Origin of the sequence: Streptococcus oralis subsp. oralis (assembly GCF_002096495.1) — a bacterium.
In the GTDB taxonomy this organism is placed as follows: Bacteria; Bacillota; Bacilli; order Lactobacillales; family Streptococcaceae; genus Streptococcus; species Streptococcus oralis_CU.
Map to the genome: position 1 here is coordinate 212568 of NZ_NCUO01000009.1, position 25213 is coordinate 237780.

Here is a 25213-nt window from a genome sequence, read left to right on the forward strand (position 1 = left end):
TGAAAATCAAAGAGCAAACTAGGAAGCTAGCCGCAGGCTGCTCAAAACACCGTTTTGAGGTTGCAGATGGAAGCTGACGTGGTTTGAATTTGATTTTCGAAGAGTATTATAGTCCCATTAAACGATAAGCCTGGTCTCGGAGGTCTTTATCTGTTTCAAATACACCTCGCGCTACTGTCGTCAAAGTCGCAGTACCTGGTTTTCTGACACCACGCATGCTCATACACATATGCTCGGCCTCAATGACAACAAAGGCTCCTTTAGCCCCCAGATAGTCCATCAAGGCATCGGCCACTTCAATATTTAACCGTTCTTGAATCTGTGGTTTTTTAGAATAAATTTCAACCGTACGGGCTAGCTTAGACAAGCCTGCCACCCGACCATCTGGAATATAGGCAATGTGCGCTCTCCCATAAAAAGGCAAGAAGTGGTGTTCACACATAGTGTGGAAAAAAATATCCTTTTCCACTACCATATTATCATCAATAATCTCAAAGGATTTTGACAGGTGTTCCTCAGCAGTTTGGCCAAGGCCTGAAAAAATCTCTTGGTACATACGGGCTACACGAGCAGGTGTTTCCTGCAAGCCCTCGCGGTTAGCGTCCTCACCAACAGCCTCGATAATCATTTTTACAGCCGTTTCAATCTTTTGTGTATCCATTCTCGTTCTTCCTCTCCATCAGATAGGCTCTCACTTGGCTCAAGAAATACAAGGAACCCGTGACAATCCTAACTGTTTGTTTCTCTTCATTTTTATCTGTCAATTTCTGCTCTAGAAAATCCTGCCAACTTTGGTAATTGAGATTTCTAGACTTGGCTGTCTCTTTCAGCACGCTTTTATCAGTCGCCCGACTATCGTCAAAATGGGTTAAAGTCAATTGACTATCTGGCACCGTTTCTAGCAAATCCAACATATCTTCCAAGGCCTTGGTTCTGATACAGGTAAAGAGGATTTCCTTATGATAATCCGCAAAGCGTTCTTGCAAGGTTGCTAGTAAAGCCCTGATAGCATGGGGATTATGGGCCCCATCCAAAATCATCATAGGTTCGCTAGACACGACCTCCAAACGCCCTGGCCATCTGGTTTCCTCCAAGGCTTGAGCAAGCAAGTCATTGCTAGCTAATTCTCGCCCAATCTCTTGGCAATAAATGTCTAGAAGAGCAAGTGCCATCCCTGCATTTTCTATCTGGTGCAAGCCTAGCAGGCCTGTTTGAAAGCGACCTTGTCTGACAGAACTAGTATAATCAAAGATTTCACCCGTCACCACACTCTTTTGATGACTGACCTGGTAATCTTTCCCATAGGCAACTCTCGATGCATTTTTATCTTCTGCAATGGAGTCAATCACAGCCAAGGCTTCAGGAACAATATGACCTGTCACTAATGGAATGCCTTGTTTGATAATACCAGCCTTCTGCTCTGCTATGGATTCCAAGGTGTCACCAAGTAGGGCCACATGATCCAGTCCAATAGTCGTAATTCCTGTTAAAATTGGCTGACAGACATTAGTACTATCCAGAAGGCCACCCATACCGACTTCCATGATGGCCACATCTACTAGCTCTGAGGCAAAGTAATCATAGGCTATAGCTGTAATTATCTCAAACTCGGTTGTTCCCTGCAAATTATCAGCAGATTCCCCCTCAAGCAAAGACTGATAGTCTGCCATGAGGGCTTCTAGCCTAGTTTCTGGGATGGATTCCCCATTAATGCTAATCTGATCCGTATAATGAATAAGATAGGGCGAGCTGAACACCCCAACTCTCAGCCCTAGGTTTTCCAGCATCTTTTTCAAAAAAGCAATGGTAGACCCCTTGCCGTTGGTCCCTCCGATATGGATGACCTTGAGTTTGAGCTGGGGATTGCCTCGCAGAGCTAGGAGTTCTACCATGCGTTCCAAGCCAAAATGTGGTTGGTCCGTCCGGTAGTGGGCAATCCACTGATTGTTTTCAATTTCGTTCATCTTACTTATATTGTTTTAAATCTAGATTTTCTGCATCATCTGCCAAACGAATGGCTGACGCAATTTCAACTGCCATCCTGTGACTGGCAACATCGTGCACGCGCACCACTTCCACACCCTGTCTCGCAGCGATACTGGTTACATGAGCCGAAGCGGTGTCCCGATTTCGGAAACCGACTTCCGTCTCAGGATTGACTTCAAAGCCATTCTCCTCAAGGATATTGATAACAAACCGCTTGCGCGAAACACCAAGAAAGATTGGATAGCCCTGCTGATGCAATTTATCAAGGTCCCGTAGAAGAAGTAGATTTTCCTTCTTGGTGAGACCAAAACCAATTCCCGGATCCAGCAAAATGTTTTCTCTTGCTATCCCAGCTTGATTGGCTCTCGCTAGTGCTCGTTCAAAGAAAGCCTCCATCAAGTCTTCAATTGGCATTTTTTCAAAGTCAGCTAACTCTTCCTCTGTAAAAGCTTGCCCAAAACCAAAATGAGGAAATATGAGCGAACTAGGGTGCTGAGGTCGAGCCATGACTGGATTAAACATGATGACTACTTTCGCACCAGCCTTAGCAACCACATCCGCCATTTTCTCATCTCCCATGAGACCCGTAATGTCATTTACCAGATTGGCACCAGCAGCCAAAGTAGCCTCTGCCACCTGACTTTTCCAAGTATCGATGGAAATGAGAACATCACTTTCCTCACAGATAGCTTTAATCACTGGAACAACACGCTGGATTTCCTCTTCTATCTCAACATAGCTACTGCCCGGCCGAGTCGATTCTCCACCGATATCAAGCATGCTAGCTCCTTCAGCTATCAATTTACGGGCTTGCTGAAGCGCCTGGTCAACAGCAAAAAACTGACCACCATCCGAAAAGGAATCTGGTGTTACATTGATAATTCCACAAATAGCTGTTTTTGCCTGACTAGCTTTACTGAACATAAGGTCACTCCTCAAGGTTTTTCACCACATTATTTCTCTATTTTACCATAAAAAGAAAAAGATGGATACGCTAGTATTCATCTTTTCCAAGCGGCTAATGGTTTAGAATGATAGACCTAGATTTCTACTAATCAATACCAATAAGGCCAACAAACAAAATGCAATACCATTGAGAATCATATGAAGCAAAATGGACATCTCCAAACGCTCAGTCTTATAGGCTGTCCAAGTCAAAACCGTTGACATTCCTCCATAAATAATCACAGAAGGTAGATTGGTTGGCATATGAAGCAAGGCAAAGACGATTGCACCAACAATAAAACCTAGTTTTTCTTTTCCGCGGAAGATCTTTTTTGGAATAATCCCACGACACAAAATTTCTTCACAAATCGGCGCAATCAAGACTAGTAGGAAGAAAGTTGAAATCAAGGAACTATTCTGAACCAAACCATTCAGTATTGATTGGTTACTGGTTGTTGCCTCATTTGTTAGTCGAAGCAGTAGTGAACCCAAGAGATTTGTCGCAAAAATCACCAGATAACTCAGTACCAAGCGAGCCAAGTCTTTTGCCTTAAAAAAGGATAGATTAAAAGTAGCAAGTTGTGTTTTTCGTGCACCAATAATGAATACAATCAAAACGACTATGGATAGAGCACCTACTAAGAGCCCTGACTGTAAAATCGGAAACTGTTTGTTTGCTAAAAACAAAGCAAGTCCTATGGGAAATTGAGATAGAACAAAAGCTACCAAAAGGATGATCACCCATTTCCCTCTGTTTAAAACCTCTTGCCAAATCGTCTTATCTTTCATGATGTACCTCCTTATAAGAAAAAGGGGAGACTCCCCTTTTTCTATTATACCATTTATAGCGCCATACTGATATAGTTAAGGATAAACAAGGCATCCAAAATCCAAATCATCACGTGCACATCCTTGGCTTGACCTTTGACAACTTTTGTCAAGGTATATGTCAAGAAACCAACAGCAATCCCTTGTGTGATAGAGTAGCTGAATCCCATAAAGATAGATGTGAAGAAGGCAGGAACCGCTTCAGCCATATCATCCCAAGGGATATTTTTCAAGTTAGAAAGCATCATGATTCCGACGATGATCAAAATTGGTGCTGTTGCAGCTGTCGGAACAATCGCTAGAAGTGGGCTAAAGAAGCTAGATAGAGCAAAACAGATCGCAACCACTAGGGCTGTCAAACCAGTACGTCCACCAGCACCGATACCAGCCGCAGATTCAACATAGGTCGTAACGTTTGAAGTACCTGCAATGGCACCTACCGAAGTTGCCACCAAGTCAGAGTATAGAGCCTTGTCCAATTTAGCGGACTCATGGTTTTCCCCACTTGTCGCAACAATACCAACTTTTTCACCAGTACCGATAAGAGTACCGATTGTGTCAAAAATATCCGTTAGTGAGAAGGCAAGAATAGCCATCAAGGTTTCTGGTAAACGCGAAGTGTTTGAAATCAAAGATCCTAAACCTTCTGAACCAAGAGCAGCACCAAACAAAGTTCCTAAATCATTAACCGCTGCTGAAAGATTGTTGCTAGCAAAGTCAATCCCTGATAATTTGACAACACCAACAGCAATGGCAAGCACAGTCGTTGTTAAAATAGAAAGAATGATTCCACCCTTGATGCCTTTAACAACAAAGAAAATGGTAATAGCCAAACCTGCAAGAGCCACCAATACGGCTGGAGTATTGAAGTCTACCAATCCTGGAACAGCTGCGGAGTTTGCAGTAAGTGCAGCTTGAGCCTTGTCTGCTCCTTCACCTGCTACCGTATAAGTACCTGGATCGATTGAGAATTTCAAGAGACCAGCATTCTTAATTCCAACATAGGCAAGGAAAACACCAATACCAGCCGAAATAGCTGAACGAAGTGTTGTTGGAATAGATTCGATGATCATTTTACGAACATTTGTCAAGGTAATAATCAGTGAAATAATTCCACAAATGAAGACCATACCAAGAGCTTCTTTCCAAGTATAGCCCATCCCAAATACAACTGTAAATGTGAAGAAGGCATTTAGTCCCATACCTGGTGCTTGTGCGTAGGGCAAATTAGCATAGAAAGCCATCATCAAGGTACCGACTACAGAACCGATAATCGTTGCCAAGAACACACCTTGAACAGGCATACCCGTTTGGGAAAGCATTTGAGGGTTTACAAAGAGAATATAGCTCATTGCAAAGAATGTTGTTAAACCAGCAAGCACCTCTGTACGGACATCTGTCCCGTGCTCTTTTAGTTTAAATAGTTTGTCCATCTTTAATCTCCTTTTGTTTTTTACGAACAATATTAGTATTATATCATTTATCATTCACCTTTTCAATATGTTTGTTTGATTTATTTAATAAATCAAAACAACTGTAGTTTTTGTTCTTATCTGCTTTTCTTCCTTCTTTTTGATATAATAGAAGACATCTTATCTGGAAACGACTAGGAAGGTTTATATGACTAAAAAAATTATCGCAGTTGACTTGGACGGAACCCTGCTGAATAGTGAAAGCAAGCTCTCCGATTTCACCAAAGAGACGATCAAAAAAATTTCAGAAAAAGGACACCATGTTATCATCACGACGGGACGTCCGTATCGTATGGCAAAAGATTTCTACCGTGAGCTAGAATTGCATACTCCCATGATTAACTTTAATGGTTCTCTTACCCATCTACCAGGACAGGCTTGGGAGCATGAAAAGTGCTTGACCTTGGACAAAAAATACCTCCTAGACATGGTCAAGCGCACGGAGGACATCCAGGCTGATTTTATTGCAGGAGAATATCGAAAAAAATTCTATATCACGACTCCGAATGAGGAAATTGCGGATCCTAAACTATTTGGCGTAGAGAACTTCCGGCCGGAAAATCAATTCAAACCCGAACGAGTAACCAAAGATCCCAACTGCATTCTCTTGCAAACAAGGGCTGAAGACAAATACGCTTTAGCGGACGAGATGAATCGTTTTTATCAGCACCAACTAGCTATCAATACCTGGGGCGGGCCCCTCAACATCCTCGAGTGTACTCCCAAGGGTGTAAACAAGGCATTTGCTCTAGAGTACTTGCTCAATGTGATGAATCGTGATAAAAAAGACTTAATCGCCTTTGGTGATGAGCATAATGACACTGAAATGTTGGCATTTGCAGGCAAGGGATATGCTATGAAAAATGCCAATCCTGCTCTTCTTCCATATGCAGACGAACAACTTCCTCTGACCAACGAAGAAGATGGAGTTGCCCACGCTTTACAAAATTTATTCCTATAAAAGGGAAGATTGCAGGGGCGCAATCTTTCCTTTTTTATTTTCATTCTGTTTTCACAAAAGCGACTTGTTTTCTGTATTTTTATATTAAATTTTCTATTACAATTTTCACTTATCTCTCAAAACCATTGATATATTAATATTTTTAAAAAGTCATTCTATGAAAACTTTTACATCTTTTTAGAAAAAGTAGTTGATTTTTATATGAAAACGGTTTATACTTAAAGTTAGGCTTAAAGTTTTCTTAAACATACAGTCAAACATTTTATAAGGAGGAATGACAATAATGAGTATCGGAATCATTATTGCGAGCCACGGCGAATTTGCTGCGGGTATTCATCAGTCAGGATCTATGATCTTTGGTGAACAAGAAAAGGTTCAAGTTGTAACCTTTATGCCAAATGAAGGTCCAGATGACCTTTACGCTAAATTCAACAACGCTGTGGCTGCATTTGACGCAGAAGATGAGGTTCTAGTATTGGCTGACCTTTGGAGTGGATCTCCATTCAACCAAGCTAGCCGCGTAATGGGAGAAAATCCAGAACGTAAGTTTGCCATCATCACAGGACTGAACTTGCCGATGTTGATCCAAGCCTACACAGAGCGCCTTATGGACGCGAATGCAGGTGTGGATAAAGTCGCTGCGAATATCATTAAAGAAGCCAAAGATGGCATCAAGGCTCTTCCAGAAGAGCTTAACCCAGTTGAGGAAGTTGCAACTGCTGCAGCTGCTCCAGTTTCACAAGCTGCTATTCCAGAAGGAACAGTTATCGGTGACGGTAAACTGAAAATCAACCTTGCTCGTCTAGACACTCGTCTCCTTCACGGTCAGGTTGCCACTGCTTGGACTCCAGATTCAAAAGCAGATCGTATCATCGTTGCTTCAGACAACGTTGCAAACGACGAGTTGCGTAAAGAATTGATCAAACAAGCAGCTCCTAATGGAGTAAAAGCCAACGTTGTCCCAATCCAGAAATTGATCGACGTTGCAAAAGACCCACGTTTCGGCGAAACTCATGCCCTTATCTTGTTTGAAACTCCACAAGATGCACTTCGTGCTATCGAAGGTGGCGTGCCAATCAAGACCCTTAACGTTGGTTCTATGGCTCACTCAACAGGTAAAACAATGATCAACAACGTTTTGTCTATGGACAAAGAAGACGTTGCAACCTTTGAAAAAATGCGTGACCTCGGTGTTGAATTTGACGTACGTAAAGTACCAAACGACACGAAAAAAGATTTGTTTGACTTGATTAAGAAAGCAAACGTTCAATAATGTTAATCTGTTTCTATCATTTTTGAAAACAGGATTAAATACTTTATTAAAACTAAATAGAAAAGGAATAAAACCATGTCAGATATTTCAATCATTTCTGCTATCTTGGTTGTAGTTGTTGCCTTCCTTGCAGGTCTTGAAGGTATCCTCGACCAATTCCAATTCCATCAACCAATCGTCGCATGTACCCTTATCGGACTTGCAACTGGTAACCTCGAAGCAGGGGTTATGCTTGGTGGATCTCTTCAAATGATCGCCCTTGGTTGGGCAAACATCGGAGCTGCCGTAGCTCCTGACGCTGCTCTTGCATCTGTTGCTGCAGCAATCATCTTGATCAAAGGTGGTAACTTTACTACTGATGGTATCGCCGTTGCAACGGCAACAGCTATCCCTCTTGCTGTAGCTGGACTTTTCTTGACAATGATTGTTCGTACAATCTCAGTTGCCTTAGTTCACTCAGCTGATGCTGCTGCTAAAGACGGAAACATTGCAGCTGTTGAGCGTGCTCACTTTGTTGCACTTCTTCTTCAAGGTCTTCGTATTGCAATCCCTGCTGCCTTCCTTATCGCTATCCCAGCTTCTGCTGTTCAAGATGCTCTTGGTTTGATGCCAGAATGGTTGAATGGTGGTATGGCTGTCGGTGGTGCTATGGTCGTTGCCGTTGGTTACGCTATGGTTATCAACATGATGGCAACTCGTGAAGTATGGCCATTCTTCGCAATCGGTTTTGCTCTTGCAGCAATCTCTCAATTGACTTTGATTGCCCTTGGTGTCATCGGTGTTGCCCTTGCCTTCATCTACCTTAACCTTACAAAACAAGGTGGAAACGGTGGCGGCGGAGCTGCAACTTCTAACGACCCAATCGGTGATATCCTAGAAGACTACTAGAAAGGGGAACAATCATGGCTGAAAAAATTCAATTATCAAAATCAGATCGTCAAAAAGTTTGGTGGCGTTCACAATTCCTTCAAGGTTCTTGGAACTACGAACGTATGCAAAACTTGGGTTGGGCTTACTCATTGATCCCAGCTATCAAAAAATTGTACACTAAAAAAGAAGACCAAGCGGCTGCTCTTGAGCGCCACCTTGAATTCTTCAACACTCACCCATACGTCGCTGCTCCAATCATGGGGGTTACTCTTGCACTTGAAGAAGAGCGCGCTAACGGTGTTGAAATCGACGACGCGGCTATCCAAGGGGTTAAAATCGGTATGATGGGACCTCTTGCTGGTATCGGTGACCCAGTATTCTGGTTTACAGTTCGTCCTATCCTTGGAGCTCTTGGTGCATCACTTGCTGCATCTGGTAACCTTGTTGGTCCACTTCTCTTCTTCTTCGGATGGAATGCTATCCGTATGGCCTTCCTATGGTACACACAAGAGTTCGGTTACAAAGCTGGATCTGAGATCACTAAAGACATGTCTGGTGGTATCTTGAAAGACATCACTAAAGGTGCTTCTATCCTTGGTATGTTCATCCTTGCCGTTCTTGTACAACGTTGGGTATCCATCAACTTCACTATCAACCTTCCAGGCAAACAATTGTCAGAAGGTGCCTACATCAACTTCCCAGAAGGTCCTGTTACAGGAGCTGAGTTGAAGGGCATTCTTGGTCAAGCGCTTAGTGGTATGAGCCTAGATAGAGTTCAACCACAAACGCTTCAAGGTCAGTTGGACTCATTGATTCCAGGATTGATGGGACTTCTCCTTACTTTCCTTTGCATGTGGTTGCTTAAGAAAAAAGTATCTCCAATCACAATCATCCTTGCCCTCTTTGCAGTTGGTATCGCAGCTCGTTTCTTCGGTATCATGTAATCTCGGTGAGAATATATAAACAAAAAAGAATCAGGATTAAACCTGATTCTTTTTATGTATCAACTTTTTCTCCTAGTAAGATAATGAAAGCACCCAATCACCACTGCTAGTATGGCAACATAGAGTAGCTGTTTGGCTTCTAAAGGCACAAAAGCTCCCTGTAGGATAAAAGTATTGGCAAGTACACCAACAAGGGCTGCAAGGCTCAAAAGTATGAGCAAGACTAGTTTGTATCGATTAAATGGCAGGCTGACCTTGGCAACCAGACACAGACCATTGAACAAAGCAAGTAGGAAGCAAATAAATTTGACCCGACCTGGGACAGTGATAAAGAAGTTGGTCAAAAGAACACTAGCAACCAGAATGCCACCACCAATCGCAGCATTGGTCAAAATATCTCGCATAAAATGTGTACTAACCTTTTCTTTATTGGACTCAAAAGTTAGGAAGAAGGATGGAATCCCAATCGTAATGGCTGAAATGATTGTAAACTGAATGGGGATAAAGGCGAATTCCAAACCAAATACCACACTCAAAATCGCAAACACGATGGAGAAGAAGGTCTTTGTTAGAAAGAGAGAAGCTACCTTTTGAATGTTATTAATCACACGGCGACCTTCCATCAAGATATCATAAAATACTGCAAAGTCATCAGTGAGAAAAACAATATTGGATACACTTTTAGCTGCACTCGTAGCCCCCTTCATGGCAAAACTAATATCTGCTTTCTTGAGAGCCAGAACATCATTGACCCCGTCACCGCTCATGGCAACTGTTTTACCAGCCTTTTGCAAAATAGATACCATCTTTTCTTTCTGTTCAGGTGTCACACGACCAAATATTTCGTGTTCCAAGACCACTCTCTCAAAGTCATCATCGCTCACCTTGGTCATATCAATCGCACGGGCTTCTTCCTTAAAACCTGCCTTACGAGCCACCCCATATACAGCCACATGATTATCACCGCTGATGATCTTCACTTCAACACCTTGAGATTCGAAATAGTCAAAGGTTTCCTTGGTATTGTCCTTAATCTCATCTGACAAAATGACGTGGCCTAGTAGTTCCATATTGGCTGGACTCGTGATGTGGTCCTTACTATGGGCAAGTGTCAAGATTCGAAAACCTTGCTGTTTCAGATGCTCATAGTAGGCATCCATCGGCTGGGTAAAGCCCAGAAACTCATAGGCTCCGAAGAAATAGGTCCCACCCTCTTTTACTTGGACAAAGGAATACTTATTTTTACTTGAAAATGCACCGACTTCTTGAACTTCCCACTTTTTCTCACAGGTTAAGTAAGTCTTCAGAGCTCGGGAAGTTGCATTTTCATCTTCGAAATAAGCCAAATAAGAAGATAGTTTCTCTGCTACATTAGCATCCATTTCTTGGACCTTCATATTCCCCGTCGTGATAGTTCCCGTCTTATCAAAACAAAGAATATCTACTCGCGCCAAGGTCTCTACACAGTATAGCTCCTGTACCAGAACCTTCTTTTTAGCCAGCTTCATGGCTGCTACTGCTAGGGACACACTAACCAAGAGAATCAAACCCTCTGGAATCATGCCGACCAAGGCACCTGAACTTCCTAAAACAATTTCAACATAAGACCGTCCTAGACTAAAACCTCTGACATAGAGCAGAATGGCAACTGGCACCAGCAAGATCGAGACGATTTTTAAAATCTTATCCATGTAATCGCGTAGTTGAGAAGGGTATTTTTTGAATTCCTTGCTGGATTTTGCGAGTTTGTTGATATAACTATCGGGTCCGACCGCCGTCGCCGTGACCAGACAAGTACCGCTAACGACATTGCTTCCGCTCATCAGCTTGTCACCTGCTGTTTTAAAGACTGAATCACTCTCACCAGTCAGCAAGGACTCATCCACTTCGATCGTTCCTTCAAGCACTTCTGCATCGACAGGTACCTGATCTCCCAGATTGAGATGCAGATATTCCCCCAGAACGATGTCTTCTGGATCAATCTCGATCGTTTGACCATCTCGATTGACCTTGTACTTACTTTTACCAAGCAAACTTAGCTTTTCCAAAGCATTTTTTGAACGCACTTCTTGGAAAATCCCGATAGCTGTATTGATAGCAATCACACCTAAAAAGAGCATGTTCTCAAATCGCAAGGTTGTGGCTACCAGAACTGCCAGAGCCAGGTTCATGGCATTAAAGAAGGTAAAGATATTTGAAACGACGATTTCCTTGGTTGTTTTGTAGGGTTTAATGTCGCTGATATTTCGTTGACGATCCTTGATGTCTTGACTGCTTAAATACTTCATTTCTACTCCGATATCCTTTTGTACTACTATAGTAACACATATCTTTTTCTCTGTCACTTAAAGACTCAAAATAAGGAGAACTCCCTTGGCAAGCATCACCTATCGCCACTTCAAGAAGAACTTAAAAAGAGGCTAGGATTCCCCTAACCTCTTTTCTTTATGCTTTATTCTGCCAAGGCTCCCATTGGATCCCATGGTGCAAGTACGATTGGTTCTGCTTCATAGGCAGCTTGTTCTTCTGCTGTCAGCAATTCTTTACGGACAACGATTTGGTAAGTGTATTCGTCCATCCAAGCGTCTGAGGCGACAAAGTAACCATCTGCACCGACCTTGTCTCCCCATGAGTTTTCAACTTTCCACTTGGTTGACTTGCCATTTTCGTCCAAGTCCACACCTGTCAAGACCATGGCGTGGGTCATCAAACTTTCGCTGTAGTCCAAACGTCCAGCCTTGTCTTGAGTCAGTTGAATATCCATGCTTGATTCAAAGTCATAAACATCAGTCGCAAGGATTCCAGCTTTGCGGTTGCTGAGCTGGCCGACATCTGAACCAAACCAAACAGTTTCTCCTGTTTGCATTTGGGCAATCGCCAATTCTTTTAAGCGCTCCATTGGTACGTTGATGTAACGAACTGCACGGCTACCAACCACATTTCCCAACATCTCAACTGTGTAAGATTTACCGTAAGGCTTGTCAGCAGTTGGAGCATTGATAACAGAAACGTAGTCTTCTAGAGGAAGATTGACATATTTCTTGTAAAACTCTTGTGGCGTGATACCCTTTTCGCTTTGGTAGTTATCATCCTTATCGCGATAAGCAAAGTCAAATTTACGCGGTGGAAGACCTAGTGACATAGCAAGGAAGTTAAAGATTTCTTGCAAGAGGTCTTCTTTCTTAGCTTGAACAGTCGCTTGGTCAGCACCAGAAGCGAGCAAGTCACGCAAGATTTGGGCATCTTGGCGAAGCAATTTGTTAAGAATTGCATTGAGCTCACGGCTATTACTAGATGAAACAGACTCAGGGTAAACTGACTTAGGAACGACACCATATTTTTCAAAGAGGGCCACGACCATATCCCACTGTCCACCGTCTTGTTGTGGAGTTTGGAGTAGGAAGCTAACCTTACGGCTCGTCAATTCTTGATCTGCAGTCGCAATGACTTGCTCCAAGAACCAGTTAGATTTTTCATACTTGTCCCAGAAGAAAGTGTGGGCTTGTGACAATTCAAAGTTTTCCAATTTATATTGAGAAATGAGTTTGTGACGGAAGGTGTTGAGAGCTGCAAACATCCAGCAACGACCAGACGCTTTCTGGTTAGTAACCTTGTCCTTGGTCAAATCCAATGAGAAAACAGGTGTATTGTCTACATGGCTTTGGCGACGTTCTAGGGCTGCAAAAATTCCGTTATGGCTGGCAGCATTTTCGATCGCTTGGTATTTGACATTTGCTTCATAGTTGGCAAAAAGTTTATCTGTAAATGATTCTTGAATCGCGTTCATAGATTCCTCCTTTTATTCTACTGTCTATTATAACTCTTTTCACAAATGAAGCAACTGAAAAACGAAAAAGGCAAGGACATTCTCCCTCACCTTTTCTAACATAATCCAAACTAAGCAATACTAGCAAGGAGATTCTCTAACTCCTCCCTGGTCAGGCGACGCCATTCTCCTCGTTCTAAGTTCTCATCCAAAACTAAAGTTCCCATCGTCAAACGTTGCAAGTCCACGACTTCCTTACCACAGTATGCTACCATGCGTTTAACCTGATGAAACTTCCCTTCAGCAATGGTCACACGAACCAGACTTTGATTCTTTACTGAATCTACCGACACAAGCTCCAATTTAGCTGGCTGGCAGGTAAAGTCCTTGAGCGAAATGCCCTTGGCAAATGTATCCACATCTTCTTGGCTCATGATGCCTTCGACTTGAGCCAAATAGGTCTTATCCACATGACGTTTGGGTGAAAGAAGGGCATGGGCCAGCTGACCGTCATTGGTCAAGAGCAGAAGACCATGCGTGTCAATATCCAAGCGCCCGACAGGAAAAACTTCCTTGGCGCGAGCATAGTCATCTAACAAGTCTAAAACTGTTCTATGTTTGGTATCTTCAGTTGCTGAAATGACTCCTTGGGGCTTGTTCATCATGTAGTAGACAAACTCTTCATACTCTAGCACTTGGCCATCAAAGCGAATCTCATCTCTTTCTTCATTAATCTGCAGTTTAGCTGACTTTTCTTTTTTACCATTTACCGTCACGCGCCCAGCCTTGAGCAAGTTTTTGACTTCTGTCCGACTCCCCACAGCACAGGCAACTAAAAATTTATCTAATCTCATAGAACTATTATATCATACTCAAAAGGAGGCTGCCCAAGTGACCAACCTCCTTTTTTCTAATTTTTCAAGAAACTAACTTCCTCGTCTCCAGAAAATAGCCAAGACAAGCATAGCTCCTAAAATAGCTGGGATAATGGCCGTTCCTGCTATAATTGGACCCCAAGTTCCGAAAAGCAAGTGGCCCAAAAAGGCACCAATCCAGCCGAGAAACATTTTTCCAAAGCATCCCATGCTTTCCCCACGATTGGTCAAAGCACCTGCCAAGAGCCCCACTAGGAGACCAACAAACATACTTCCAAGCATAGCTTCTCCTTAAATTGCCCAGTCTCCATTACGGAAGAGGGGTACGCGTGTTCCATCCTCACGGATACCATCGATATCCATTTGGTTAGAGCCAATCATAAAGTCAACGTGAACATCTGAACGGTTAAGTCCTGCAGCTTCAAGCTCTTCTTCGCTCATCTCTGCTCCACCAACAACGCTGGTCGCATAGGCAGCACCGATAGCCAAGTGGTTTGAAGCATTTTCATCAAAAAGGGTGTTAAAGAAGGTAATCCCTGACTGAGAAATTGGGCTTGGATCTGGTACCAAGGCACATTCGCCCAAGGCACGCGCACCCGCATTTTCAAAGACAAGGTCTTTCATGACCTGATCACCCTTTTCAGCAGTAATGTCAACGATTTGTCCATCCTTGAAAGTTACTTTAATGCCTTCGATGATATTTCCGTTGTAGCTAAGTGGTTTTGTAGAGGTTACATAGCCATCTGCACGACGGAAGTCAGGAGCCGTAAAGACTTCTTCTGTCGGCATATTTGGCAAGAATCCTTCTCCCTGTGCATTGATAGCGCCAGCTGATTCCCAAACGTGATTCTTAGGCAAGCCAAGTGTCAGATCGGTTCCTGGCGCTGTGTAGTGAAGGGCTGAAAATTGCTCTTTATTAAGCATTTCTGCCTTACTCTTAAGAATGGCTGCATGCTCTTCCCAAGCTTTAACAGGATCTTCTTCATAGACACGACAAGTTTTGAAGATTTGATCCCAAAGGAGGTCCACTGCTTCTTCATCGCTCGCAGCATTTGGAAAGACCTTCTTAGCCCACTCAAGCCCTGCTGCAGCTGCTACAGTCCAGCTAACCTTGTTGGATTGCGTTGCGATACGCATTGGCTTCATCGCAAGTCCCATAGCTTTCGCAGAAGCTGAAAGCTTATCAGCATCCACTCCGTTCAAGGCACCTGGATCAGATGAACGAACTCCTAGACGGCTAGCCTTGTTTTCCAAGAGGTAGTTCATCTCAGCAATCTTGTATTCTGGCACATTGTTCAGACGCTCTATCGGCGCGTGGAGGAATTTCTCACGGTTGATCACATCATCAGTCCACTGAACGATAACCTCATGCGCACCCAAGGCATAGGCTTCTTTCACGATTAGATGCGCCAATTCACGTTGCTCCACATCGATAGAAAGAGCCAAAGTGTGACCAGGTTGCACGTTAATTCCATTCGCAACCAACAATTTCGCATATTTTTCTAGATTTTCTTTAAAATTTGGTAAAACCATTCTATTTTTCCTTTTCTATTTTTCTTTCAAAGCAGAAAATAATCCTGCTAAAGCAATGGCACCAGACAAGAGCGCTGTCGATAGAAGAATTGTTTCATCTGCCAGCTCTAGCTGATAGTCAAAAATCTTTTCAGCAGGTTTATCTTCCGCAAAAATTCTTAGTTTCATCAAATGTCCCCCATTACTAGTATATCACATATATTAGCATTTTAAAAAACAAGCTCATTAAAGCTTGTTTTTATTTAACTATCACAAAAGTCGTGTACATATCTTTCCACTTCTTTTTCCATAAATTGAATCTCACAAATACCCCATTTATCATTCTTTACCGTTACATCTGCCATCATCTGTAATTTTAAACTCTGGCGATTGAAAATTCCTTCCCACTGTTTATATTTTGCACTTGGAACTAAATTTCCAAACTTCGAATTTTGACTATCTGTAATGATACAGAGATTCCCAAAGGAGTGCAAAAATTTATCATCAATTTTTTCAACTCTTTCATCACTATTTGGATGTTGTGGAAACCAATGCTCTATAGAACGACGATATGTAAATTTGAAATCTTCAAACTTAACATCGTATGCTTTCTTTAATTCTTCACGATTTTTCCATAAAACATAATCTACAAAGTTAAAAGCATAAACAGGAATTGCACCATATTTCTTAATTCTTCTATCCTCAGTAAACAATCTTTCTTCTGCGTACGTCACTGCCATTTTTTCAAGAAATTTTTTAAAATAATCACCAAATTTTTGATCATTTAGTTCTTCAATATGTCTGTAGAGAAATTGTAAAATTTCATATAACCAACGACTATCACGATTGGCAGTGAAAGTCACAGCAAACATCGATTGCAAAAGAATGATGTTTTTGTTAATTTCCAAATCTGAAAATGTATTCTTAGTAAAGCGTTCTTCAACTATGTAATGCTCTTTCGCTTTTCCATTAGGTTGATATTCATAATAAGTTCCCTTCTGCAAAAACCATTCATCCTTATTTCTGCTTGAAGAATCCATATTTGAATTTCTAACGATGTAATTATCAAAAATATGTTTTATTTTAAGAAGAAATTCACTGAATTCAATAATCCAAGTCTTATTTTTATTTTTTATATCAAATAGGGCTAAAAGTTTCTTGTCGTCTAACTGAACCTCATTGGTATCCTTACCTTCCCAAATTGCCAATACATGGAGTAGGAAGGTTGGAAAATCGATAACTTGGGTATAATCACCAAAATCTTTTTCTACTTCTATATTTTTTTCATTTATCTTTTTTCCTAATATATCTGATAACTTTCTTCTTTCATTTTGATAAAAATCAATATCATCATAAATATTATGAAATGAGTAATTTGTAAAATGCCATCCAAAAATACGTTCGCGTTCTTGAAAATCATCTGCTCTCTTCCGTCGCATCTTAAATTGACTTGATACCGGCTTATCAAATTCCGCACAGGCATCCCAAATTCTTGCAAATTTTTGTGCCATTTCTTGATCTGCACCAAACTTGGCCATCATTTGCGCCTTAAGGATCTCATGAGCCTCTAGTTGTTCTCCACGAGAGTTGAAACGTTCGAAATAAAGATTTAAGTCTAAGTCTTCAGGAAGTATACTCCGAAAAATAATAACTTTATCAAAAAGATAATCAACGAAAGACTGAGGATTAAGGTGACGCTCCTCTAGCACTTTTTTCAAGGCATCTTTAGCATGTCTGTACCCTCTAGTTAATTCATTTTCATCGTCCTCAGAAATTTTTTGCTTAGTAAATAGTTTTTGAATATTTTCATTTGATTTCTTCCGAGCTGGGAAGGTAAGATTAACAGCTTTCAATCTATCAAAACCAAACTCATTCTTCAAAGCTAAGGCAATCAAATTAAGAGCGGTTGTTCGTTGTTGCCCATCTATGATTTTGAAAATGTCATTCTCTTTATTAACGACTAATGTTCCAATATAATAATTATAATTGTCTCTATTTTCTTGAAAAGCATCTGCTACGTCGTTCAATAACTGCTCAATTTCATCATAAGTCCAGGCAAAATTTCTCTGATAAAGAGGAATAGCATAGGTATCTTCATTTAACAAACGATTAACTGATAAGCTTATATGTGTTTCTACCATTTATCTTTTTCCTCTTCTATAATCTTATCCACAGTATAATTTTCAAATAACTCTCTATCTATCTTGACCATGAAATCATTTGGAGTGACAGCATGAGATAAAAGTTGAAATAGCTTTTGAACCTCTTTTTGTCTAAACCTTCCACCAGCAACATAGTTTCCAACAGTTGCATCATATATGGCTTTAGACTTAACTCGAGGGTAATAAGACCAAATAAACAAGGTCTCTACTATCTCTTTTGATAGCTCATCTTTCCCAAATCTATCTGCGAAAAGCGAGCAAATATTTAGGAATATATTGTGACACTTGAGATAGCGACCCTTTGAGCTGTTGTAAATGTTTAACATACCTTCTGGGTAAGCTAAATTTTGTTCTTCTTCCTCTAACTCATTAGAGACTCCAAACTTTTTATTTAAAAAATTTTTATGAACTTTAATAGTTTCATGAGAAGATTCAATATACTCAAAAAATTTACTTCCATCAATTATTGGCATAGTAATTGACATAGGGAGTTTTTCAATATGACGATACAATTCTAGGTATGGAAAGTTCTGATTCAAATCAACGCCTTTAAAGTCGTCAATAAAATCCTCTGTAAAACGGAGATAAGAGCCATAACGCTTGTTTGTTAATCCTGTCTCTCCTCGCGACCAACGTCTCATACGAAAAAGATGTTTATCAAACAACTCTTTGAGACTTAACTCTTTATCCTCTACAAATTGCTCCCACTTTTCAACAATTCTTTCATCTTCGGAATCTTGCTTGCGAAGATGATAGGCTTTGAGCAAATCATGAGGTTCTAAAGATTTTCCACGATTATTCTGAGAATCAAATAGCTGAAAGGCCTCTGATAATCGTTCCTGTGGCATAGTAATCACGGAGACAGAACAATTTTCCAATAAAAAATTGCAAATATCTTTTGCCTGATTTTCACCAACCAATTGAGTTAAATTTTCCCACTCATTATAATTTTCACTCGCATGATAGCAAGATAGCTCTCCAAATTCAGCACTCAGCAGTTGATTAGCACCCTTATAATTCTCTAAATCATCTAATAAATGAAGAAACAAGGAAATAGAAATTAGCCGTTGCTGTCCATCGACAATATCTAAGTATCTATCATTTTCATGCAAGATAACGGAACCAATCTGATATTCCTTTTTCCCCATAGCATCTCGTAAATCATAAAAAAGATTACGGATATGTTTTCTGTTCCATTTATATGGTCTTTGATAAGAAGGAATCCGCAAATTCCCTTTTTTCAATAGTTCTCCAACCTTTTTAGAAGTAAATTGAATAGTCATTTTATCCTCATCTATATTTATCTATCATTTCTTTAACTGTTTGCTTCATATCCTCTACTAAAATTCGAGGAGACAAAACAGTAACTGCTTCCCCTTGCCCCAGCAACCAGCGTTTAAGCCCCGGTGTGTGCTGACTTTCAAACTTAAAATGAGTCCAATCGCCATTTTTCCCAACTATTTTTGCATTTGGAAATTGATCCATCACAATCGTCGGATCGTACAAATACTCGATTTCAATACTGATTTTCTTCCCGATAAAAGCATCTACTCTCTCGTTACGAATGTCACCATCCCTAAATTTATCTCGATAAGAAATAGAGGGTTTCTCTATACCACTAAGAGACCATGACTGGATGCGGTCTACTCTTAAAGTAATATAAGTAGCATGTTTCAACTGGTAAACAACTAGATAGAAATAATGACTATCATAATAAAGAGAGACTGGCAAAACAGTCTGCCTCTTAGAAGATTCAGAATAAGGTTTTTGATAGATAATATCTAGAACCTGTTCATTCATAATGGCTTCTGATAAATTCCAAATTTTCTCTATTCTATTTTGTTGATCCGTTAAGGGAGCATAGTTAAGCTTTTCACTGCCAATAATCTGCTCAATTTCTTTCTGATCATCACGGGGAACTAAGACAAGTAATTTATTTAGTAAGCTAGCAATTTCTGGTCTGTTCAGTGCTCGATTTTCCAATAAAATCTTTGAAATAACGAGAATATCCTTTTTATTAAAAACTGACTTACTTGCTAAACAATACTTATTCGTTTTACGATTATAAAGCAAATCTCCACTATAACTGGTGTTACTAGATAAAATATCACGGAGTAGTGAAAAATCTCTCTGTATCGTCTTTTCGCTAACCTCAAATTCCTGAGCCAATTGCTTTTTTCCTAACGGAGTCCCAAACTGTAAACGTAAAAAAATCGTTAGCAGTCTCTCTTGATCATTCATTTGCAATTTCCTTCTACATATTATTCAAACAATATTATTTCCAGTACATTTTTATCACTTCTATAGTCTAACTAGCACTTTATATTCAAAACGATTAAAGCAAAATAAACTAGCCCTTAGATGATTTCAACTGTACCACTATGCCAGATTCGAAGAACTCAACTACGGATTCAGCCATATTTTTTAAGTCTTCGGGTAAGCAGTCTGAATATACAATGAAGAGTTTGCTTCTTTTCTTATTCTCTTTGAATTGCTGCATCCAGTATTCCTGTACCCTTTGATCAGCCTCTCCCAAGAATTGAACTCCATCCAGAAAAATCAAATCATACTCTGTATACTCCATTTGCATTTTTATCCATTGACTATGTTTAGAAAAAATCAAATTATCTCTCACTCGATAATATGCAAGTGATGCTATTGGAGTAGCAGGTTTTATTTTAGTTAACGTATAAAACAAATGCCATCTGTCAGTCTCTGAAATACCGCAAATGTAAATACATTGAGAATCTTCTTTTAAGTCTATTTGTGGAAATCCGGTCCAATCACTCCCATCATCTTTCAAGCCTTTTTCAAAATTATAAATTTCCTCTTCAATTGACACATTAGAATTTAAAATTTCTTGATTCACCATATTATACTCTCTTTTCTTTTATTTTTAAGAGAATTATAACAAATCAAGTGGACATTTTTTGTCCACTTGATCAAAATAAGCAATTTTTTAAAACAAATCATCAAACAAACTCAACTGGTTGTCCTCTGGCATATTGCCGAGAATCCCCATTTCATCCATCTTTTCAACCAAGGTTGATGAAAGTCCACCACGCTTGCGCAGTTCTGTCTTAGAGAGGAACTCACCCTCTTCACGCGCACGCACCAACTGCTTAGCAACGTTCTCTCCCAGACCATCCATTGCTACAAATGGTGGGATAAGAGTGTCTCCGTCAATGATGAATTCAGTCGCATCACTACGATAGAGGTCTAACTTGCCAAACTTAAAGCCACGTTCCCACATCTCATTGACAATCTCAAGAGTGGTATAGAGGTCAATTTCCACATTAGAGGCTTCATTGTTCTTCCGTTTTTCAGCGATTTCTTCCATTCTGCGCTTGATGGCGTCCAAGCCCGCACCCATGGTCTTGATATCAAAAGCCTTAGCGCGGATTGAAAAGTAAGCACAGTAGTAATAAATGGGATGGTGAACCTTGAAGTAGGCTACGCGCAAGGCCATCATAACGTAGGCTGCCGCATGGGCTTTAGGGAACATATACTTGATTTTTCCACAGGACTCGATATACCACTCTGGCACCTTATTGGCCTTCATGGCTTCGATATAGCCATTTCGCTCCTCTTCTGAAATCTTCAACCACAAGCCCTTACGTACCCGTTCCATGATGGTAAAGGCCATCTTAGGCTCGAGACCCGCATGCATGAGGTAAACCATGATGTCGTCCCGACAACCGATAACAGTCGATAGGTCCGCAATTCCTTGCTTGATCAAATCCTGGGCATTTCCCAACCACACATCGGTACCGTGGGATAATCCAGACAACTGAAGCAATTCCGCAAAGGTCGTCGGATGCGTTTCGTCTACCATCCCACGTACAAAGTTTGTTCCAAACTCTGGGATTCCCAGCATGCCCGTCGGCGTTCCGATTTGCTCAGGTGTTACCCCTAGTACATCAGTTCCAGAAAAGAGGGCCATGACACCTTCATCATCCATAGGAATTTCATTAGGGTCAATACCAGACAAGTCCTGCAATTTTCGAATCATGGTCGGATCATCATGCCCCAGTACATCGAGTTTGAGGACATTCTCATCGATATCATGGAAGTTAAAGTGAGTCGTCTGCCATTCAGCCGTCACGTCATCCGCTGGATACTGAACAGGCGTAAAGTCGTAGACATCCATGTAGTTCGGAATAACAACGATTCCTCCTGGGTGTTGTCCTGTAGTCCGCTTGACACCGGCAGCACCTTGGGCAAGACGTTCCACCTCTGCATCACGATAAAACTTCCCATAGTCTCTCTCATAGCCCTTGACAAATCCATAAGCAGTCTTAGCAGCAACTGTACCAACCGTTCCTGCACGGAAGGCATATTCTTCACCAAAGATATCACGTACATCCAAGTGGGCGCTAGGCTGGTCTTCTCCCGAGAAGTTCAAGTCAATATCGGGAACCTTGTCCCCATCAAAACCAAGGAAGGTCTCGAAAGGAATATCCTGTCCATTTTTGCTGAGTTTATGACCACACTTTGGACAGTCCTTATTAGGCATATCAAACCCTGAACCGTAAGAACCATCCGTGATAAACTCGCTGTACTGACACTGACCACAGACGTAGTGTGGAGAGAGAGGATTAACCTCCGTAATCCCAATCATAGTCGCAACAAAACTGGACCCAACAGACCCACGAGAACCAACCAAGTAGCCCCGTTCATTGGAACGTTGCACCAGCATCTGCGAAGCCAGATAAATCACGGCAAATCCATTCCCCAGAATGGAAGTTAATTCTTTTTCAATCCGCAAATCAACGATATCTGGCAGCGGATTTCCATAAATCTCAAAGGCTTTTTTGTAGGTCAGCTCGGCGACCGTTTCTTCCGCCTTGTCAATGAAAGGTGTGTACAAGTCACCCTTAACAACCTCAACAGGTTCAAAGATTTCTGCCAAGACATTAGTGTTTTCAATAACTAGTTTGCGTGCTAAATCTTCACCCAAGAAGGCAAATTCATCCAACATCTCATTGGTCGTTCGAAAATGAGCCTTTGGAAGAGGAGCTGGTTGGGCATGTTCCCCATGACCAATGGTTCGGTTAATCATAGCCCCTTGTCCCAAACTACGGACGATAATTTCACGGTAAATCTCTTCTTCTGGTTCGATATAGTGGACATTTCCCGTAGCCAGAACAGGCTTGCCAAGACGATCTCCAACCTCTATCAAGCTCTTGATAATGGTCTGAAGTTCCTCCATATCCTTGACCTGCTCTTTGGCAATCAATGGCGCATAGATAGCTGGTGGCATGACCTCGATAAAGTCATAATACTTGGCCACCTCAACCGCCGCATCCACACCTTGGGATACAACCGCGTCAAAAACTTCACCCTCCGAGCAAGCCGACCCCAAAATCAAGCCCTCCCGATGGGCATCTAGAACCGTTCTCGGAATCCGTGGCACTCCTTCAAAGTACTTGGTGTTAGACAAAGAAACCAACTTAAAGATATTTTTCAACCCTACTTGATTCTTAACATAAATTGTCGCATGTTTAATCCGAGCTTTTTTATAAGAGTCTGGACTAATCAAATCAATGTTCAGTCTAGCCAAATCAGTCACACCATGTTTTTCTGCTGCCTCTTTGATAAAGATGAAAAGCAGGCGACCTGTAGCTTCCGCATCGTAGTTGGCCATGTGGTGATGTTCAAGTGCCACACCAAAACGCTTGGTCAAAGGTCCCAAGCCATGGCGTTTATACTCAGGATAAAGGTTTCTAGCAAACTCCAGCGTATCAATAACTGGCTGGCTAATTTTAGGAAGACCATGACGATCATAGTTAGCATTCATAAAGCCAACATCAAAGGTCGCATTGTGAGCGACTAGAACAGTATTCTTACAAAATTCTTGGAATTCTTGCAAAACTTGTTCCAGTGGTTTGGCATTTTTAACATGGTCATCTGTAATTCCAGTCAACTCAGTAGTAAAAGCGGACAAGGGATGCCCAGGATTGATAAATTCATCAAATTCGGCAATAACATTCCCCTTGTACATCTTAGAGGCCGCAACCTGAATCAAATCATTATAGATAGCTGAAAGCCCCGTCGTTTCCACGTCAAAAACCACATAGGTCGCTTCTGACAAGTCCATCTCCACTTCGTTATAGACGATAGGGACACGGTCTTCCACAATATTGGCTTCCATTCCATATATTAGCTGAATTCCAGCTTTCTTAGCTGCCTTGTAGCCATGTGGGAAGGACTGGACATTCCCATGGTCCGTGATGGCAACCGCCTTGTGTCCCCACTTAGCAGCTGTCGCAACGATTTCTTCAACCTCTGGCAAAGCATCCATAGTCGACATATTAGTATGAGCATGAAACTCAACCCGACGCTCACCTTCTGGCATCAAATCCTTCCGCTCATAGTGAACAACTTCCTGCACATCCTGCACGTTCATGGTCAAATCACGTGTGAAGTTATTCATCTCCACATTCCCACGAACTCGGAGCCAAGAATTCTTCTTGATGAGGTCAAACTTCTGAGCCTCTTCTTCATTCTTAACCCATTTTTGCATTGAAAAACTTGAAGTGTAGTCTGTTATTTTAAAGTTGATCAAAACGCGACCAGTTCTGGTCACCTTATGCTCCACATCAAAAACGACCCCTTCAAAGACCAGGCGATTTTCCTCAGTCGTCACGTCGATCATCTGGGTAACTTCAGCCTTATCTAGTTTAGGCTTGGCCGCAGCCTTTTTAGCCTGAAAATCAAAGGCTGGCTTCTCTTCTACTGGAGGAGGAGCCATTTGTTCCAGTTGCTCCATAGCCCGGAGCGCTTCCTCATTGGCAGCTTGAACAATCTGTTCATTCTCCACATGAAAGGCTTCCTCCTGCTCTTGTGTAAGGGCATCGTTCTTTTCTACTTGGCATACAAAAGCTGGGAAACCAAACTTTTCGAGTTGCTTTGCTAGATTAGGAAGATGATTCTTCTTAAAGTGCTCCTTATCAATCGCCTCTGAACCTTCAATAATGAGTTGATTTCCCTCCGCACGAACGTTTAAATTCTGGTAAAGAGATTTAAACCCCTGACTTGCACATGGACCTTCAGAAAAAGCCTCTCTATAGTAGGACTGCAAGAGTTCATTAGAGAATTCTTGAGAAAGAGCCTTGATTTCGAAAACAGCTCGATTCCCTGTCTTAGAAAATTCTTCACCAAGCCCTTTTTTTAACTCTAAAAAGATTTCAATCGGTAAAATATTAGAAAATACAAAATGAAATTCCCAAATCTTACTAATTTTATGAACCACAACACGCTCAATTCTGGCATCAACAAGAGCAGGATCCCGTCTCAATTGATCAGAGACTCCTAGTTGATTCATTAAAATTTCAAACTTACTTGACATTCATTTTCCTCACATTATTCTCTTACTATTTTACCATAATTAAAGAAAATATATGACTGGTACCATTCCTTAAGCACTACTAGTTTACACAAATTTGTTCCGTAAACAAAAAAGAAGACTCTCAGAATCTCCTTAATAAATAGAAAAAGATACCTTTAAGTATCCTCGCAATCAATCGGGAAGACAGGATTCGAACCTGCGACACCTTGGTCCCAAACCAAGTACTCTACCAAGCTGAGCTACTTCCCGCGTTAAATAAAAAATGCAC

The 25213-nt window shown here is 41.2% G+C and carries 20 protein-coding genes and 1 tRNA gene; 4 read left to right on the forward strand and 17 right to left on the reverse strand.

Translation table 11 applies throughout. From position 1 onward, the window contains the following. Window positions 1-106: 106 nt before the first annotated feature. From folE to B7717_RS02070, 5 genes are all read right to left on the reverse strand, one after another. Window positions 107-661, reverse strand: a complete 555-nt coding sequence (gene folE, locus B7717_RS02050; protein ID WP_000380930.1) for a GTP cyclohydrolase I FolE — start codon at window positions 659-661, stop codon at window positions 107-109. Continuing rightward, window positions 642-1964, reverse strand: a complete 1323-nt coding sequence (locus B7717_RS02055) for a bifunctional folylpolyglutamate synthase/dihydrofolate synthase (protein ID WP_084944088.1) — start codon at window positions 1962-1964, stop codon at window positions 642-644. Before B7717_RS02055 ends, folE begins: the two co-directional genes overlap by 20 nt. Window position 1965: 1 nt before the next feature. After that, window positions 1966-2910, reverse strand: coding sequence for a dihydropteroate synthase (gene folP / locus B7717_RS02060; protein WP_084944089.1), 945 nt, complete (start codon window positions 2908-2910; stop codon window positions 1966-1968). A gap of 102 nt (window positions 2911-3012) precedes the next feature. Then, on the reverse strand, window positions 3013-3720 hold the full coding sequence (locus tag B7717_RS02065) for a CPBP family intramembrane glutamic endopeptidase (RefSeq protein WP_000653640.1): 708 nt from the start codon (window positions 3718-3720) through the stop codon (window positions 3013-3015). A 53-nt stretch (window positions 3721-3773) separates the two neighbouring features. Beyond that, a complete protein-coding gene (locus tag B7717_RS02070; protein WP_000359241.1) occupies window positions 3774-5192 on the reverse strand; it encodes an NCS2 family permease in 1419 nt (472 codons plus the stop codon). 187 nt (window positions 5193-5379) lie between these two features. On the opposite strand from B7717_RS02070, the gene B7717_RS02075 reads away from it, so the two are divergent. The 4 genes from B7717_RS02075 to B7717_RS02090 all read left to right on the forward strand — a co-directional run bounded on the left by B7717_RS02075 (window position 5380) and on the right by B7717_RS02090 (window position 9279). Then, window positions 5380-6192 (forward strand): Cof-type HAD-IIB family hydrolase, encoded by an 813-nt coding sequence (locus tag B7717_RS02075; RefSeq protein WP_000162371.1) that lies wholly within the window; start codon window positions 5380-5382, stop codon window positions 6190-6192. A 283-nt stretch (window positions 6193-6475) separates the two neighbouring features. After that, the gene (locus B7717_RS02080) at window positions 6476-7465 is read left to right on the forward strand and encodes a PTS sugar transporter subunit IIB (protein ID WP_049500953.1); all 990 of its coding nucleotides are present in this window, start codon (window positions 6476-6478) and stop codon (window positions 7463-7465) included. Window positions 7466-7540: 75 nt separating this feature from the next. After that, on the forward strand, window positions 7541-8353 hold the full coding sequence (locus B7717_RS02085) for a PTS mannose/fructose/sorbose transporter subunit IIC (RefSeq protein WP_049479446.1): 813 nt from the start codon (window positions 7541-7543) through the stop codon (window positions 8351-8353). 14 nt (window positions 8354-8367) lie between these two features. Continuing rightward, window positions 8368-9279: a PTS system mannose/fructose/sorbose family transporter subunit IID gene (locus tag B7717_RS02090; protein WP_000818322.1), complete on the forward strand. Its 912-nt coding sequence runs from the start codon at window positions 8368-8370 to the stop codon at window positions 9277-9279. Between the two features lie 59 nt (window positions 9280-9338). Here the strand turns inward: B7717_RS02090 and B7717_RS02095 are convergent, their stop codons facing one another. The 12 genes from B7717_RS02095 to B7717_RS02155 all read right to left on the reverse strand — a co-directional run bounded on the left by B7717_RS02095 (window position 9339) and on the right by B7717_RS02155 (window position 25194). Continuing rightward, window positions 9339-11567 carry an HAD-IC family P-type ATPase gene (locus B7717_RS02095; RefSeq protein ID WP_084944090.1) on the reverse strand — a complete coding sequence of 743 codons (2229 nt, stop codon included), beginning with the start codon at window positions 11565-11567 and terminating at the stop codon, window positions 9339-9341. A gap of 164 nt (window positions 11568-11731) precedes the next feature. Then, on the reverse strand, window positions 11732-13066 hold the full coding sequence (gene pepC, locus B7717_RS02100; protein ID WP_033605605.1) for an aminopeptidase C: 1335 nt from the start codon (window positions 13064-13066) through the stop codon (window positions 11732-11734). A gap of 110 nt (window positions 13067-13176) precedes the next feature. Beyond that, complete coding sequence (locus B7717_RS02110) at window positions 13177-13899, reverse strand: pseudouridine synthase (RefSeq protein WP_002879637.1); 723 nt, start codon at window positions 13897-13899, stop codon at window positions 13177-13179. Between the two features lie 72 nt (window positions 13900-13971). Next, window positions 13972-14202 (reverse strand): GlsB/YeaQ/YmgE family stress response membrane protein, encoded by a 231-nt coding sequence (locus tag B7717_RS02115; protein ID WP_049477767.1) that lies wholly within the window; start codon window positions 14200-14202, stop codon window positions 13972-13974. Between the two features lie 9 nt (window positions 14203-14211). Continuing rightward, a complete protein-coding gene (locus B7717_RS02120; RefSeq protein WP_084944091.1) occupies window positions 14212-15453 on the reverse strand; it encodes an aminopeptidase in 1242 nt (413 codons plus the stop codon). A gap of 15 nt (window positions 15454-15468) precedes the next feature. Then, window positions 15469-15621 (reverse strand): hypothetical protein, encoded by a 153-nt coding sequence (locus B7717_RS09655; RefSeq protein WP_000776615.1) that lies wholly within the window; start codon window positions 15619-15621, stop codon window positions 15469-15471. Window positions 15622-15695: 74 nt separating this feature from the next. After that, window positions 15696-17573: a GmrSD restriction endonuclease domain-containing protein gene (locus B7717_RS02130; protein ID WP_084944092.1), complete on the reverse strand. Its 1878-nt coding sequence runs from the start codon at window positions 17571-17573 to the stop codon at window positions 15696-15698. Then, window positions 17567-18877: a DUF262 domain-containing protein gene (locus B7717_RS02135; protein WP_084944093.1), complete on the reverse strand. Its 1311-nt coding sequence runs from the start codon at window positions 18875-18877 to the stop codon at window positions 17567-17569. The genes B7717_RS02130 and B7717_RS02135 overlap by 7 nt, the downstream gene beginning before the upstream one ends. Before the next feature lie 7 nt (window positions 18878-18884). Continuing rightward, entirely contained in the window at window positions 18885-19835 is a 951-nt protein-coding gene (locus B7717_RS02140) for a helix-turn-helix transcriptional regulator (RefSeq protein ID WP_084944094.1), read from the reverse strand. Window positions 19836-19944: 109 nt separating this feature from the next. Then, the gene (locus B7717_RS02145; protein WP_000247995.1) at window positions 19945-20466 is read right to left on the reverse strand and encodes a DnaA ATPase domain-containing protein; all 522 of its coding nucleotides are present in this window, start codon (window positions 20464-20466) and stop codon (window positions 19945-19947) included. 87 nt (window positions 20467-20553) lie between these two features. Next, window positions 20554-24945 (reverse strand): PolC-type DNA polymerase III, encoded by a 4392-nt coding sequence (locus B7717_RS02150; protein WP_084944095.1) that lies wholly within the window; start codon window positions 24943-24945, stop codon window positions 20554-20556. Window positions 24946-25120: 175 nt separating this feature from the next. Continuing rightward, a tRNA-Pro gene (locus B7717_RS02155) sits at window positions 25121-25194 on the reverse strand. Window positions 25195-25213 lie beyond the last annotated feature (19 nt).

Bases quoted from the DNA above. Each gene is read 5' to 3' on its own strand.
- B7717_RS02075 (WP_000162371.1), top strand. From the start codon at position 5,380: ATGACTAAAAAAATTATCGCAGTTGACTTGGACGGAACCCTGCTGAAT.
- B7717_RS02150 (WP_084944095.1), bottom strand. From the start codon at position 24,945: ATGTCAAGTAAGTTTGAAATTTTAATGAATCAACTAGGAGTCTCTGAT.
- B7717_RS02080 (WP_049500953.1), top strand. From the start codon at position 6,476: ATGAGTATCGGAATCATTATTGCGAGCCACGGCGAATTTGCTGCGGGT.
- B7717_RS09655 (WP_000776615.1), bottom strand. From the start codon at position 15,621: ATGAAACTAAGAATTTTTGCGGAAGATAAACCTGCTGAAAAGATTTTT.
- B7717_RS02070 (WP_000359241.1), bottom strand. From the start codon at position 5,192: ATGGACAAACTATTTAAACTAAAAGAGCACGGGACAGATGTCCGTACA.
- B7717_RS02120 (WP_084944091.1), bottom strand. From the start codon at position 15,453: ATGGTTTTACCAAATTTTAAAGAAAATCTAGAAAAATATGCGAAATTG.
- folE (WP_000380930.1), bottom strand. From the start codon at position 661: ATGGATACACAAAAGATTGAAACGGCTGTAAAAATGATTATCGAGGCT.
- folP (WP_084944089.1), bottom strand. From the start codon at position 2,910: ATGTTCAGTAAAGCTAGTCAGGCAAAAACAGCTATTTGTGGAATTATC.
- B7717_RS02065 (WP_000653640.1), bottom strand. From the start codon at position 3,720: ATGAAAGATAAGACGATTTGGCAAGAGGTTTTAAACAGAGGGAAATGG.
- pepC (WP_033605605.1), bottom strand. From the start codon at position 13,066: ATGAACGCGATTCAAGAATCATTTACAGATAAACTTTTTGCCAACTAT.
- B7717_RS02095 (WP_084944090.1), bottom strand. From the start codon at position 11,567: ATGAAGTATTTAAGCAGTCAAGACATCAAGGATCGTCAACGAAATATC.
- B7717_RS02090 (WP_000818322.1), top strand. From the start codon at position 8,368: ATGGCTGAAAAAATTCAATTATCAAAATCAGATCGTCAAAAAGTTTGG.
- B7717_RS02145 (WP_000247995.1), bottom strand. From the start codon at position 20,466: ATGGTGAATCAAGAAATTTTAAATTCTAATGTGTCAATTGAAGAGGAA.
- B7717_RS02115 (WP_049477767.1), bottom strand. From the start codon at position 14,202: ATGCTTGGAAGTATGTTTGTTGGTCTCCTAGTGGGGCTCTTGGCAGGT.
- B7717_RS02130 (WP_084944092.1), bottom strand. From the start codon at position 17,573: ATGGTAGAAACACATATAAGCTTATCAGTTAATCGTTTGTTAAATGAA.
- B7717_RS02085 (WP_049479446.1), top strand. From the start codon at position 7,541: ATGTCAGATATTTCAATCATTTCTGCTATCTTGGTTGTAGTTGTTGCC.
- B7717_RS02110 (WP_002879637.1), bottom strand. From the start codon at position 13,899: ATGAGATTAGATAAATTTTTAGTTGCCTGTGCTGTGGGGAGTCGGACA.
- B7717_RS02135 (WP_084944093.1), bottom strand. From the start codon at position 18,877: ATGACTATTCAATTTACTTCTAAAAAGGTTGGAGAACTATTGAAAAAA.
- B7717_RS02055 (WP_084944088.1), bottom strand. From the start codon at position 1,964: ATGAACGAAATTGAAAACAATCAGTGGATTGCCCACTACCGGACGGAC.
- B7717_RS02140 (WP_084944094.1), bottom strand. From the start codon at position 19,835: ATGAATGATCAAGAGAGACTGCTAACGATTTTTTTACGTTTACAGTTT.